Genomic DNA, 12,440 nt, shown 5'->3' with positions numbered 1-12,440 from the left:
CCCACCTCAACTAGACCCAACCAGCAACCACAGGAAACCCAGGAGTCACGTTCTTACACAGACATCTTGACAAGCTCCAGATCTCGCCTGGGTGCGCCCCAGCCGAATCGTGCCGCCCACAGCAACACCGGTGGTAGCAGGGTGACCGTGGCGAGGAATCCGATGAGGATGGCGATCGCGCATGCCGGACCCAAGGTGGAGAACACGCTCAGCTGACCAAAGACCATCGCCAAAAAGGCCAGCGCCACCGTGGCAGCTGAAGCCAGGATGACCCGTCCGATAGTTGCTGTCGCGTCCACGAGCGCAACCTCGGTGGTGGCGTCCTGGCGTAGCCGTTCGTGATAGCGACTGATGAAGAAGACTGAGTAGTCGACCCCGGCTCCGAGCAGGATGACGGTCATGAACGCGACGGTGAACTGCGATACCGGCATACCGAGTTCGCCGAGTGCGGACAAGATGCCACGGCCCACGCCGAGGCTGACACCGATCACCAACAACGGCACCAGCGCGGTGAACAGCGATCGGTAAACGATCAACAGAATGATCGCGATAAGCGCCACCGTCGCCAGAGTGATCACGACTAAATCGCTTTCAGCACTGACGATCTGGTCACTGAAAGTGGCTGTCGGCCCGGTGACATGGACAGTGGTGCCCGTACCGTCAAACACGCGCTGCGCGGTTTGGCGCACGGTCTCCACAGCATGCGTGGCCGTTGGCCCTCCCAATGTTCCGGTGACCCCGACAGGCAGGTACCAGGCTTGCCCGTCCTCACTCAAGGCTTGGCCGGCCGTCGTCGGATCGGAAAGCAAATCCCGCACTGACTGCACATCGTCGAAATTTTCGCGCAGCTGCAGAACGAGCATGTCGTAGCGTTCCCGCGCCACGTCGGTGAACCCGTTCGGGTTCTCCATGGTCACGAAAACAGTGGTCTTGGCGCCCTTCTCACCGAACGCACCACCCATCTGATCGAGTGCTTGAAACGATGGAACCCCAGCAGGGATCGGATCAACAGACTGCTGCCGCACCACCGTCTCCAGCTGGGGAAACAGAATCGCCAAGACGATACCCACAGCCACCCACGCCCCGATGACGAGGAATCTGTGCGCCAAGGTGAACCGTGCCAACCGCCCCAATGTCGTGCTGTACTCGCTGCGTTCCGCCAACCGGCGCGCCGCCAAGCGCCCACCACTTGGACGTTGGACCACCATATGCAGCACCTCACCCTCGACCCAGCCCGTCTACGAAACCGACGGTATCGTTACGGTACTAGCAGTACCGTAGATGGGGAAGGAGGTCAGGAGGTTTGGTGTCGCCGGTGGGCCATGAGGAAATCGTCGACAAGCTGTTCGAGATCGCCAACGGTCATCGACCGAATGCCCGTGAGCTTGGCAAAGATCAGCGGGCCCGCGAGCTGGGTGACAGCCATGGTCAAATCGAAGTTGTCGAGCTCAGCCGTGGCCACGTCACTCGTCAAAACTCGATCGAATGGTTCTCGATACTGCTCGACGACTCGACGACGCAGTGGCGCGAGCGCGTTCTGATCCCCGTCGGATTGCCCGGATTGCCGGGGCTGCTCGGGAAGCATTGCCAACCATGCCAGCGTCGTCAACTGCAGCGGTGCATGCTCAATAAGCTCAGCCTGCCGCTGCATCAGCTTCAGCAGGTCATCACGGATCGACGTCGTCGTCTCGGGGGTCTCGGCCTGAGGCAACAATCGCTCGAAGGCAGCCGCCACCAGATCTGTGGAGCTCTCGAAGTGACGATACAAGGTGGTGCGAGCAACACGAGACAGTCGAGTGACCGCCTCCACGGTAACGGCTTCGACCCCGCCACTGTTCAGCAAGGTCACCGCAGCATCCAACAAACGCTGACGCGACCGAACCCGCCTCGGGTCAACATCGTCGAAATCGATGGTTTCCACCCTGGCCACTCCCTACGAAACCAAATCAAGAACCTCTGACTGCACACCAATACCGTCGGTAACAGAACGAAACTGCCAGTGGCGGTACCGATGGAAGGCTCGAGGGGGGCCTTATGAGTGCCGCCACGACTGTGGCACTGTCGTCAACAGTACCGTCTGTAGCGCTCCGCTACTAAGATGAGCGGCGACCAAGGATGATCCCCCATGACAGCCAGCAGTCAGGATTGTGAAATGCGCTCCGTTTGTGTGAGCAGTTCTGCCGCGTGCGTGACACAGGGCGGACCACCCGTACGAAGGGGATCAGACGGCGTCGAGGCGAGTGGCGAATCCAGGGTCGCCTAAGGGCCTGTCCCTATGGAATCGAACGCCTACTGTGGCTGCAGCGCCGTCTATGATCCCCCACGAGGTCTGGCACAGGTGCGCGGCAAACATGTCCCTGCTCATTCCATTCTGCCGACCGTGATCGATCCACCACTGGGTCGCTGATAGGCCAGCCCCCAGAATGGAGGCTACTGCTACGGCGACGGGGGACTCCTCGGCATCGACCTCTCGGAGGCCACGAGCGAACTCGTCGGAAATAATCTCCATTGCCGATCTCAGCTGATCTGCGGCCCCACCCTCGCCGGACTCAGAGTACTGGAACATGTGGTTCGTCATGAGGAAACGGACGACCGCTGGATGTTCATCAACCAAGGATACGTATGCGGACACCGCTGAACGGAAAAGTTCGTCGACGGTGCTGTCTGCCTGTCCGGAGAGCAGAGTTGACTGCGCTGACTCCCACATCATAGAACCCAGACGGGCTGCCACGGCGGAGTAGAGCCCAGCCCTGTCACCGAAATGGCGGTAGAGCTTAGGCTTCGACGCACCAGCCTCTTCCGCAAAATCGTCCATGCTCACGGCATCGCCGAACTTTTCGATCGCGCGTATCGCTGCATCGACGAGTTCAGCTTTGACGACGGCGCGGTGGTCGTCCCAGCGCGTGCTTCGAGCGTCGCGCACACGTCGCTGCACTTTCACCGGGGCCGCGGAGATGCGACGGACTACAGACATGACCTCCTACGTTATCAGGATGGCTGACTTGTCGCGCCAGTGACGCACTAGCCAGTGAACATGGGTTGGGTCGACGAGACCCGCGTCAGGCGGATTTGTCTAATCTGGCCACGGCTGAATTGAAGTCTTCGACGGCCTCTAGGTTGGACATGTGACCGACTTTGTCAAGAAGAGTGAATTCAAATAGAACGCCCTTCCGACCCAGGCGCGCTGCGAGATCCACTGAATGGGTCGCTGGGGTCAGTCTGTCGGCATCACCTACGATGACCGTCGCCGGCACCTCCAGCGAGTCAACCCCCTTACTGACGTCGATTGTCGCCAAAACTGAACCCCACATCCCGCGCACCTGTGGTGGGCATCTCAACACGATGTCGGCGCACTCATCCACTACCTCAGCAGTCGCACCTGGGCCCAGGGTTCCGTAACGAATCAGGCGGCGAGACAAACGCGTGTCCTGCATCTCGGGTCCGGCGACCGCAAGACTAGCCGCGAAGGCCCGTTCAAGTCTCGGTCGTAGCTGTCGGGGAACTTTGAGCAACGTTGACCGATCCACCAACTGTGATGGCCCGGTGCTTGCCAGTACTACTCCGCGGGCCAGCTCGGACACCGAGGCTGGGTACTCAGCTGCCCAGCTCATGATGGACATACCTCCCATGCTGTGTCCGACCACGACAGCCTTGTCGGTGGGAGTGGCGACCGCCCGAACTACGGCCTCCAAGTCATCGGCCAGAAGTCTCGCCGAGAACGGTACCCGGCCCCGGTCACTCCACCCGTGTCCGCGTTGGTCGTAGACCACTACCCTATGCGTCCCCGCGAACTGCTCGATCTGTGGCCGCCAGAAACGTCCCTGACAGGCCCAGCCGTGACTAAAGACCAGAAGTGGAGCATCCTGGCCCGAGCCGAATTCCTGGGCGAACAACCTGGTTCCGTCGGAGGATAGGACCTCGAGGTGCCGCGATCCTCGCGATTCGCTCGCTATCTCAGAGGTCATCGAAGCTCACCGTAACTGCATCCGTCAGCGGAAGTGCCTGACACGCAAGCCGTTCACCGTCGGCAATGTCATCTTCAACGAGGATGTGGTTTTGTGCCATTTCTACATCACCCTCGACCAGCTTGCATACGCACGCGCTGCAGGCCCCTTCTCGGCAGGAGTACGGGGCATTGTGGCCTTGGGCCAATAGCACGTCGAGCAACGGAGTGTTGCGCGGCCACTCAGTCGTGATGGACTGCCCATTCAGATAGACTATGGCGGTCGCCACACCATCGTCGTCACTGAGATGACGCATCGTGGCTGTGTCGAACGGATCTCCAGTCAGTGACTGAAAGACTTCTCGATGTACCGACGAGTGCTCGACACCGCAGGCCTCCGCCGACTTCTGCACCAGATCCATGAACGGCGCCGGACCACAGGTGTAGATCTGTGCACCGCGGTGCTCACGTATGGCGGATTCGACATTTTCAGGTGCCGGAATCCCCATAGCCGACTCCAACCAGTGGAAGACCGTGAAACGCTCGGGGAACTCGGAGGTGATCTGCGCCAGTTGGCCCTCGTACATGATCGACTCGGCATCGCGATTCGCGTAGAACAGTGTGACTTCGCCCCCACCGACCACAAGGGCCGACTTAATCAGCGACAAGACCGGAGTGATCCCACTTCCTCCTGCAAAGAATAGAAAATCGACGTCGAGATTCTTAGCCGTGAAGTGCCCTGACGGCGGGAGGACGGTCAACTCCATTCCCGGGATCGCGTTGTCGCACAGCCAGTTCGATGCGTAACCGTTCTCCGTCCGCTTGATCCCGATCTCGAGACGGAAGTCCTCGACGTGAGGCGAGCTGCTCAATGAGTAGCATCGTGCGACATGACCGGTCCGATCAGACGGGATCTTCACGGTGATGAATTGCCCTGGGACATGCTTGAACTCCTCGACCATGGCATCGGGGATCTCGAACGAAATGGTGACGGAGTCTTTCGTTTCCTGGGTCACTTCTGAGACGGTCAAGGTGCGTGAGCGGGCTGCGGCAGCCGGACGTGCATCGGGTTCGACGGTCACTTGAGGATCCCCTGTCTACGTGCGACCGCGTAACCCGCCCGTGTCAGTGGCGCCGCTATGTCCTGGTAGCGGGGACCGACCACCCGTGCCACGAAGTCGAAACCGCGGGCGTCCGCGCCGATCAACACTCGTGCCTTCTTCTTGTCCATACCTTTGAGGATTGTCGCTGCTGCTTTATCCGGGGTGCTTCGTGCGATCCTGTCGAACAACGAGGCGACAGGCGCGGTGTCTGCCCCCATGGCGGAGAGGCCTCGGGCATTGTTGACAATGTTGGTTTTTACACCCCCCGGGTGCACACACGTCACTGTGACCGGGTATCGACTGATTTTCATCTCCTGTCGGAGCGCCTCGGTAAAGCCTCTGACGCCGAATTTCGCGGCATTGTATGCGCTCTGGCTGGGGATTCCGATCAAGCCGAAGACGCTCGACGTGTTAATGAGATGTCCGTCCCCGGACGCGATCAGGTGAGGCAGAAACGCCTTCGACCCGTTAACGACTCCGCCAAAGTTGATGCCCATGAGCCAGTCGAAGTCTTCCCAGGTCATGTCGAGCACGTCGACGCCCAGGGCCACGCCGGCGTTGTTGAACACCATGTCGACGTGGCCCGACTCTGACCGCACTCCGTCGGCATAGTCCTGAAAGGCACTGCGGTCCGCAACGTCTAGTACGGCGGCGGTTAGCGTCGCCCCGTACCTGGTGCGGCAAAGTTCTGCAGTCTCCTTCAAGTGCATCTCGTCAATGTCGGACAGTGCCAGTGCGGCACCTCGCTCCGCCAACTGGAGTGCCAGAGACCGCCCGATCCCTGACGCGGCGCCGGTGATCACTGCCACCTTGCCTGTGTAATCATGCCGGTCAGAATTGCTCACTGTCGTCTCATCATTTCTACTAATTGTGTCTTTGCGTGCGTTCGGGCTCAGGCGATGTCGTACTCGGCGGGGTCGAAATCTTTTGTGGCGCGCCAGTACTGCCATGTGAAGCCCGGCCACACGGTCCGGTTGACGCCTTGCGAGTCGAGATACCAACTCGTGCAGCCGCCGTTGGTCCACACTCCCTTGGCCAGCTTCCGCTGGATGTCGGTGTTGAACCGTTCTTGCACGGACGGGCGTACGTCGACCTTCTCAGCGCCTCGGCTTCCTACTGTGTCGATAGCCTTCATGATGTATTTGATCTGTTGCTCGATCATGAACACCACTGAGTTGTGGCCGAGGCCCGTGTTGGGTCCGAGGAGGAAAAACAGGTTGGGAAAACCCTCGGTCGTGATGCCCAGGTGCGTGTTAATCCCCGTCTGATGCCAGTGGGACGGGAGATCCTCGCCAGTTGCACCTTTCAGGGCGAGCTGATCGAAACCATCAGTCACGTGAAAACCGGTCGCATAAATAATTACATCGATGAGGTGCTCGACGCCGTCTGAGGTGACGATGGAATCAGCGGTGACCCTCTCAATCCGATCGCTGATGACGGTGGTGTTGGGCGCCGCTAGTGCAGGGTAATAGTCGTTTGACCCCAGAATTCGCTTACAGCCGATGCGATATGACGGGGTCAGTTTCTTGCGTAGTACCGGATCAGAGATGGAGCGTTCAATGTTCCACCGAGCGACCCGTTCGATTGGCCGCATAAGGTTGGAGTGACCGTTGAGGCCGAAGGCTAGGCTCTCCGCACCCCAGTACACCGACCACCTGGCGATACGACGTGCAATCGGGAGTTTGCTCAGAAGGGTCCGCAGGGCCGGCGGAACGGTGAAATTCTTGCGCGGTAGGACCCAGGCAGGGGTTCGCTGGAAGACTTTGAGGGACATGGCCTCCTTCTGTACGAACGGCACAAACTGGATAGCGCTGGCACCAGTGCCGATCACGGCGACACGCTTGCCCTCCAGATCCACCGAATGATCCCACTGTGCGGAGTGAAACGCTTCGCCTTTAAAGTCCTCAATCCCCGAAATTTCGGGAAAATTGGGGATGTGCAGCGCACCGACTCCTGAGACTACGAACTGAGCAATGTACTCACGTCCGGACTCAGTACGCAGGTGCCACCGCGACTCTGACTCGCTCCAGTATCCGGAAACCAACTTCTGACCGAAATGAATCTTTTGTGTCAGGCCGCGCTTGTCCGCCACATCTTGTAGATACCGCTCAATTTCTGGTTGTGACGACCACACCTTCGACCAGCTACCTCGACTCTCGAATGAGTACGAGTACATCAGCGACGGGACGTCACATGCACAGCCCGGATAGGTGTTGTCGCGCCAGGTTCCACCGACGGAGCTTGCCTTCTCCAGGATAAGAAAGTCGCTGTACCCGCGACGTCTTAGCTGTGCGGCCATCCCGAGACCAGAGAACCCGCTTCCGATGATCAGAATCTTGGTCGAAATCGGGTCGTCGGTTGAGTCAGTTGTGGCGGCGACGCGCGAGGCGCGCCGGGTAGTTGAAGATGCCATGTTTATGCTTTCTCCCTCGTGAGTTCGTTGGCACAACACATCACCTGCGCACAATGGCAGCAGGTGATCTGTTGAGGCGGAGATGATCGCGAAGCCATCGAGAATGCTCCGCACAGGTCTAACTGATGTCGACCGCGACGTTTCGGCCGCGTGAACGGAGATCAGCGGAGATCGTCGGGAAGGCTCCGCGTCGCGCGCCACATGGCCATTGTGAATTTGCCCTCCAGCATTCCCGCCTCATGGAAGAATCGAATCATGGGCTCCGACATGAACTGCAGGTTGACCCGATAGTTTGGACTGGTTTGTTGTGCCCATACGCCACGCCAGCGGCTAATTCCCACTGCGGGGTACACTTTCGGATTGATGAGCAGCGGGTACGCCAGGTTCGCGATGACGGCGAGCACTCCTCGGTGCCAAGCGCGCGTCGCCTTACGTCGACGCTGCATGCCTTCGATCATCTCCAGTCGCGCAAATGTAATGTGACGGGCTTCCTCGAGGACATGGATCTTCATGAGCTGGCGAAGCTGAGGCTGCATACTGGGGTCGTTCATGGCCTCGCGCTGGGCTCGGTCCAGGATTTCCTCGATCAGCAGCGTGGCTCCGGACACCGACGGTCCGAGGGGGACGAAATGCAGGATCTTTGCGAAGCTCAAGAAGCCCTTAGGGAGCTTGTAAGGGGGCACGCCTGTTTTGTTAATGAGGCGCGCGAACATAGTGGAATGGCGGGACTCATCGCCGATTTCTGTCAGCGCGTATAGGGACTTCTGATCTGTTAGCGCCCCCTTTGCCGACATGCGCAGGAGCGCCGAACTCAAGAGGTTCTCCGCGTAGATGCCGAAACTGAGGATGCTCACGATCTCGTGGCGTCCCAGCTCGCGACGCTGCTCCTCGGTCATCTTGTTCCACAGTTTGGTGCCGTATAGCGACACTCGGTGCTCTGGCAGAAAGTACTTGCCTTCCTCCCAGGGCGACTCCCAGTCGATGTCGATCTCCGCGTCGTAGAACTTCTCCGCGGAAGACCGCAACAATCGACCCGCCGATCGTTCCATGTCGACGGGCTTGCGCCCGTTCACCCGAGCCATGCCCTCCCTCGAAAAGTCGGGCTTGATCTGGATATCCTGCACGGTCATGTCGTCTCCTCGGTCGTTCACGGCTGGGAGTCGGGGCCTGGGGCCCAGTACCCATTACTCACAGTATCTGGTACTGCTAGTATCCACGTACCTCGATATTTGTCAACGCTCAATGCGAAGAAGGTAGGGCTGCATGTCTGACGACCATGACCTCGACTACTCCGGCGAAGGGACCCTGGTGTGCCGCGGGACGGAGATCCATGTCGAAGCGAAGATCAAAGGCTATTTCCAGCCGCTGAACGGCCTCTACACCTGGTATGGCCGGATTCAGAAGAATGATGAGCTCGACGAGCTCCTGAAGGGCGCCCGCGCGATCGCTGTATTTACGACCCCCGAGGGCCGAGCGGAGTGTGTCGTCGGGGATCCCGACTTCTGGGGCCGATACCGCATCTCAGGTAAGAGCACCCCCCCATACCACCTGCCCACCACTCTCGAGGAGGTCGAAGACATGGCCGAGCACCACCACAATTGACAACCATCCACCGCCGCACGGACGTTCGCATAACGGGTGCGCACGATTGGGTCGCCCACTTCAGGTCGAGAGGAAATTGCACATGGTGAGTTCGTCTCCCATTCGAGCCCGCCCGTCGAGAGGGGGCGAGAAACTCGGCGAATACAGTCCGACCCTTGAGCGGGTTGCATGGTTTACCCTCCGCCGCAAAGGGATTGTGACGCTGGTTTGGATCGGTGCCGCCATCGGCTTAGGCCTTCTCTTTCCTCAACTGGAGTCAGTGATACGGGAACAATCTGTGGATCCGATCCCGGCCGGAGTCCCGTCTTTTCAGACCTTGGACCGTATGGGTGCATCTTTCGACGAGCGCGGCGCCAAGACCACAGTATTCGTTGTGATGGAGAACAGTGCAGGCCTGTCCGACAACACCCGCGATCGATATCACGTGCTTGTCGACACCCTGCGGGCGGACGACAGGCACGTCATCGCTGTCCGGGACCTGCTGAGCGATCCCCTCACCGCAAGTCAGGCTCTCAGCAAAGACAAGCAAGCCTGGTATCTGCCCGTGGGAGTGGCCGGCACACTCGGGGGACCCGATACCGCGGAGGCGGTCGCAGCGGTGCGTGAGATCGCTGAGAGTATCTTTCGTGACAGTGGGACGACAGTCCGTGTGACAGGCCCGCCCGCGACCTTTAGCGACCAACTCGCCGTGGGCGAGTCGGATCTGGTCCTGATCACTGTTGCCACCGTGCTGCTGATCGCCGTGATCCTCCTGATCGTCTATCGTTCGGTCTTCACCGCGCTGATGCCGCTGCTTGTCGTGGGCATGAGCTTGGCTGTGGGTCGCGGAGTTCTATCTGGACTGGGCGAGCTGGGCATGCCGGTATCCCAGTTCACGTCAATGTTCATGACCGTCATCATCTTTGGTGCCGGAGTTGACTATTCGGTGTTCCTCATCAGCCGCTATCATGAAGGTATTCGAGCGGGTTACTCTCCTGATGTCGCTATCGCCCACGCGAATGCAACTATCGGCCGCGTGGTTCTAGCGTCGGCGGGCACTGTGGCCCTAGCGTTCCTGGCTATGGCCTTCGCCAAGCTCAGTGTGTTTAACACTTTGGGTCCGGCCTGCGCAATCGCCATAGCTTTCGCATTCTTGGCGACGGTGACATTGCTGCCCCTCGTACTCTCTTTCGCTGCCAAGAAAGGCGCCGGCCTTCCCCGCCGTGACCTGACGCGGGATTACTGGAGAAGAGTCGGAGTCATGGTTATCCGGCGGCCGGTCCCTCTGCTCGCGATCAGTGTGGTCGTGTTGATCGGCCTCGCCATGGTCGCCGCAACAATTCAGATCACCTACGACGATCGCGAGGGGCAGCCACCTGACACAGGGAGCAACGAAGGATACGCGCTTCTCAACCGCCACTTCCCGAAAGACATCATCATCTCAGAATTCTTGGTGGTGGAGTCCGAGAACGACATGCGCACGGCTCAAGGCCTTGCCGACCTCGACCAGCTAGCCTCCCGCGTCGCGCAGATTCCCGGCGTGACCAGGGTCATTGGCGTGACGCGGCCGACCGGTGAGAAGCTAGAGCAGGCGCAATTATCTTGGCAGAATGATCAGATCGGTACCAAGATCACCGAGGAGACCGGTGATGGACAGGCCCGCAAGGGTGATCTGGCCGTCCTGAAGACGGGGTCAGAGCAGCTCGCCGGAGGCCTGGCACTGTTAGAAGACCAGATATCCTCCAACCTCGCTCCGCTGTCGGGGTTGCTCGACGAGGTGTCGTCATTTGGCCCGCAGCTCGACGAGTATCGGCCGCTTGTGAACCAACTGGCGAACGCTGCCCCAAGGCTTAGACAGTTTTCCAAGCAAGCGCCCGAGCTGTCTCAACTCGCACGTCGGGCCCAGTCTGCGGCAGATGCGGTCGCGCCGGCGTTGTCCGCGTTAGACAATCCGTGGTGCCAGCAGATCGCGCAGTGCTCGGCACTGCGCGCGCAAATGGCCGACATCCGGGCACTCGCGGATGATCAGTCGCTTGGGAGGGTGGCTGACTTTGCCGCGCAGCTCGGCCGCGTGAGTGCGCCAGGCTCGACCAACATTGCACAGCTGCAGCGTTCTCTTCAAACGCTGGATTCTGCACTACAAGCCATCGGCGGACAGGACCTCGGGAACAGGCTCTCGCAACTCGAATCCGGCGTCGGCGCACTTGCCGACGGCGCGCGTCAGTTGTCGAACGGAGTCGGTGCTCTGGTGGACAGCAACCTTCAGCTACTCAGTGGACTGGCACAGGTCGCCGCACAGCTTCGGGCTCCCGCACGGGAGGTCGGCGATTCTGACTCGGCAACCGGCTTCTATCTCCCCGCGGATGCGTTCAAGGACCAGCAGTTCAGTCAGGTCGCTCGACAGTTCATCTCGTCCGACGGGAAAACCGTGCGCTATGCGGTACAGACCGCCTACGACCCATACTCTGCCGATGCAATGACGCTGGCGAACGAGCTGTCCAGCGTCGCCGAGAACGCGATGCCGAACACCACTCTGGAGGGCGGACGTGCTTCTGTTGCGGGCTTTCCTGCGATCAATGCCGACGTCCAGCGACTGTTGTCGTACGATTTCAAACTGCTCGGCATAGCCACCCTTCTCATCGTGGGTCTGATCCTGATGCTGCTGTTGCGGGCCGTCGTTGCACCTGTCTATCTCCTTGCAACCGTCGTCTTGAACTACATGGCGGCTCTCGGTATTGGTGTGCTCGTACTTCAACACATCCTCGGTGCCGGGATCGCCTGGCCCGTGCCACTGGTGTCGTTCATTGTCTTGGTGGCGGTGGGCGCCGACTACAACATGCTGCTGGTGTCACGGCTGAGAGAGGAAACGAGGTGGAGCGTGCGGGTCGGCGTAATGCGTACCGTCGCTTACACCGGGTCGGTCATCACCTCGGCTGGGTTGATATTCGCGGCCAGCATGTTTGGGCTGATGGTCGGGTCCATCGATGTGATGGTGCAAATCGGGTTCATCATCGGTGTCGGTTTGCTGCTCGACACGTTCCTGGTGCGGACCTTAGTAGTCCCGGCGCTAGCGGTGCTGCTGGGCACTGCGAGCTGGTGGCCGGGTGACATCGACCGTTTCCGGCTCGCCCCTTGACCATCGCAAAAGTCACGCGGACGGACCCATGGGGATCTGACAAGCGTCGGTCGCTGAATATCCCGACCATTCCGTCAACAGGTAGGAGGGGCATAAGCATGACGCAGCACCGTCGCCCGTGATAGATGAGTTGCGTCCTAATTCAAACGCTAGCTGCACTGACCTTGGTACGCGGCTGGCTGGTGGTTGAACCGCCCCGGGTCTGTCGGAGGCTCTCGAACCTGTGAAGGATGGAGAGCATGGCAGCACCACGCAAGTACAGTG

At 59.8% G+C, this 12,440-nt stretch carries 9 protein-coding genes and 1 pseudogene; 2 read left to right on the top strand and 8 right to left on the bottom strand.

Translation table 11 applies throughout. The annotated features are described in order from the left end of the window. Window positions 1–77: 77 nt before the first annotated feature. From B1818_RS23415 to B1818_RS23380, 8 genes and pseudogenes are all read right to left on the bottom strand, one after another. Window positions 78–1,208 (bottom strand): annotated as a pseudogene (locus B1818_RS23415) (MMPL family transporter); the annotation flags it as partial. 86 nt (window positions 1,209–1,294) lie between these two features. Continuing rightward, complete coding sequence (locus B1818_RS23410) at window positions 1,295–1,921, bottom strand: TetR/AcrR family transcriptional regulator (RefSeq protein ID WP_004021759.1); 627 nt, start codon at window positions 1,919–1,921, stop codon at window positions 1,295–1,297. Window positions 1,922–2,221: 300 nt separating this feature from the next. Continuing rightward, window positions 2,222–2,974 (bottom strand): TetR/AcrR family transcriptional regulator, encoded by a 753-nt coding sequence (locus tag B1818_RS23405; protein WP_004021760.1) that lies wholly within the window; start codon window positions 2,972–2,974, stop codon window positions 2,222–2,224. A gap of 85 nt (window positions 2,975–3,059) precedes the next feature. Further along, window positions 3,060–3,965, bottom strand: a complete 906-nt coding sequence (locus B1818_RS23400) for an alpha/beta fold hydrolase (RefSeq protein ID WP_078114155.1) — start codon at window positions 3,963–3,965, stop codon at window positions 3,060–3,062. Further along, entirely contained in the window at window positions 3,955–5,025 is a 1,071-nt protein-coding gene (locus B1818_RS23395; RefSeq protein ID WP_078114154.1) for a ferredoxin--NADP reductase, read from the bottom strand. The genes B1818_RS23400 and B1818_RS23395 overlap by 11 nt, the downstream gene beginning before the upstream one ends. Then, window positions 5,022–5,891, bottom strand: a complete 870-nt coding sequence (locus B1818_RS23390; RefSeq protein WP_176455987.1) for an SDR family oxidoreductase — start codon at window positions 5,889–5,891, stop codon at window positions 5,022–5,024. Before B1818_RS23390 ends, B1818_RS23395 begins: the two co-directional genes overlap by 4 nt. A gap of 47 nt (window positions 5,892–5,938) precedes the next feature. Then, window positions 5,939–7,459 (bottom strand): NAD(P)/FAD-dependent oxidoreductase, encoded by a 1,521-nt coding sequence (locus tag B1818_RS23385; protein ID WP_078114152.1) that lies wholly within the window; start codon window positions 7,457–7,459, stop codon window positions 5,939–5,941. 161 nt (window positions 7,460–7,620) lie between these two features. Continuing rightward, a complete protein-coding gene (locus B1818_RS23380) occupies window positions 7,621–8,589 on the bottom strand; it encodes a diiron oxygenase (RefSeq protein ID WP_078114151.1) in 969 nt (322 codons plus the stop codon). 133 nt (window positions 8,590–8,722) lie between these two features. Between B1818_RS23380 and B1818_RS23375 the strand changes: the two genes are divergently transcribed. Beyond that, entirely contained in the window at window positions 8,723–9,061 is a 339-nt protein-coding gene (locus B1818_RS23375) for a DUF4873 domain-containing protein (RefSeq protein WP_058253891.1), read from the top strand. An 82-nt stretch (window positions 9,062–9,143) separates the two neighbouring features. Then, complete coding sequence (locus B1818_RS23370) at window positions 9,144–12,176, top strand: RND family transporter (RefSeq protein WP_058253890.1); 3,033 nt, start codon at window positions 9,144–9,146, stop codon at window positions 12,174–12,176. Window positions 12,177–12,440 lie beyond the last annotated feature (264 nt).

The sequence above is a fragment of the Gordonia sp. IITR100 genome (assembly GCF_002009645.1).
GTDB lineage: Bacteria > Actinomycetota > Actinomycetes > Mycobacteriales > Mycobacteriaceae > Gordonia > Gordonia hongkongensis.
This window is presented reverse-complemented; position numbering and strand designations above follow the sequence as displayed.

Bases quoted from the DNA above. Each gene is read 5' to 3' on its own strand.
- B1818_RS23370 (WP_058253890.1), top strand. From the start codon at position 9,144: ATGGTGAGTTCGTCTCCCATTCGAGCCCGCCCGTCGAGAGGGGGCGAG.
- B1818_RS23400 (WP_078114155.1), bottom strand. From the start codon at position 3,965: ATGACCTCTGAGATAGCGAGCGAATCGCGAGGATCGCGGCACCTCGAG.
- B1818_RS23375 (WP_058253891.1), top strand. From the start codon at position 8,723: ATGTCTGACGACCATGACCTCGACTACTCCGGCGAAGGGACCCTGGTG.
- B1818_RS23405 (WP_004021760.1), bottom strand. From the start codon at position 2,974: ATGTCTGTAGTCCGTCGCATCTCCGCGGCCCCGGTGAAAGTGCAGCGA.
- B1818_RS23385 (WP_078114152.1), bottom strand. From the start codon at position 7,459: ATGGCATCTTCAACTACCCGGCGCGCCTCGCGCGTCGCCGCCACAACT.
- B1818_RS23380 (WP_078114151.1), bottom strand. From the start codon at position 8,589: ATGACCGTGCAGGATATCCAGATCAAGCCCGACTTTTCGAGGGAGGGC.